This is a genomic window from Bradyrhizobium uaiense, assembly GCF_010811875.1.
Classification (GTDB): Bacteria; Pseudomonadota; Alphaproteobacteria; order Rhizobiales; family Xanthobacteraceae; genus Bradyrhizobium; species Bradyrhizobium uaiense.
This window is the reverse complement of sequence record NZ_VKHP01001044.1, coordinates 1-241: the sequence shown is the minus strand read 5'-3', so window position 1 is coordinate 241 and position 241 is coordinate 1. Positions and strand designations below refer to the sequence as shown.

Genomic DNA, 241 nt, shown 5'->3' with positions numbered 1-241 from the left:
CTCTAGTATCCCTGCCAAACAAGAAGCAGTCCCTGGGAGAGAAACATGTCGCATCACCTGATCTCGCGCCGGCAGATGCTGGCGGGCACGGCCGCCGCAGGGGCGGTTGGATTGACCGGTTTTCCGGACGGACCGTGCATCGACCAATGCACCAACAGCATTGATGCGATCAAAAATCGCATCGATGCTTGAGCGCTTCTGCGCGTCGTCTTGCGCAACATGCGCGGCGCCGCATGATGCA

Annotated in this window: 1 protein-coding gene; it reads left to right on the top strand. The window is 59.8% G+C overall.

The window, feature by feature from the left end; genetic code table 11:
- Window positions 1–45: 45 nt before the first annotated feature.
- Window positions 46–192, top strand: coding sequence for a twin-arginine translocation signal domain-containing protein (locus tag FNJ47_RS48695; RefSeq protein WP_163163805.1), 147 nt, complete (start codon window positions 46–48; stop codon window positions 190–192).
- The last annotated feature ends 49 nt before the right edge of the window (window positions 193–241 follow it).

What these genes read in the sequence shown, in the direction of transcription:
- FNJ47_RS48695 (WP_163163805.1), top strand. Translation starts at nt 46, where the DNA reads ATGTCGCATCACCTGATCTCGCGCCGGCAGATGCTGGCGGGCACGGCC.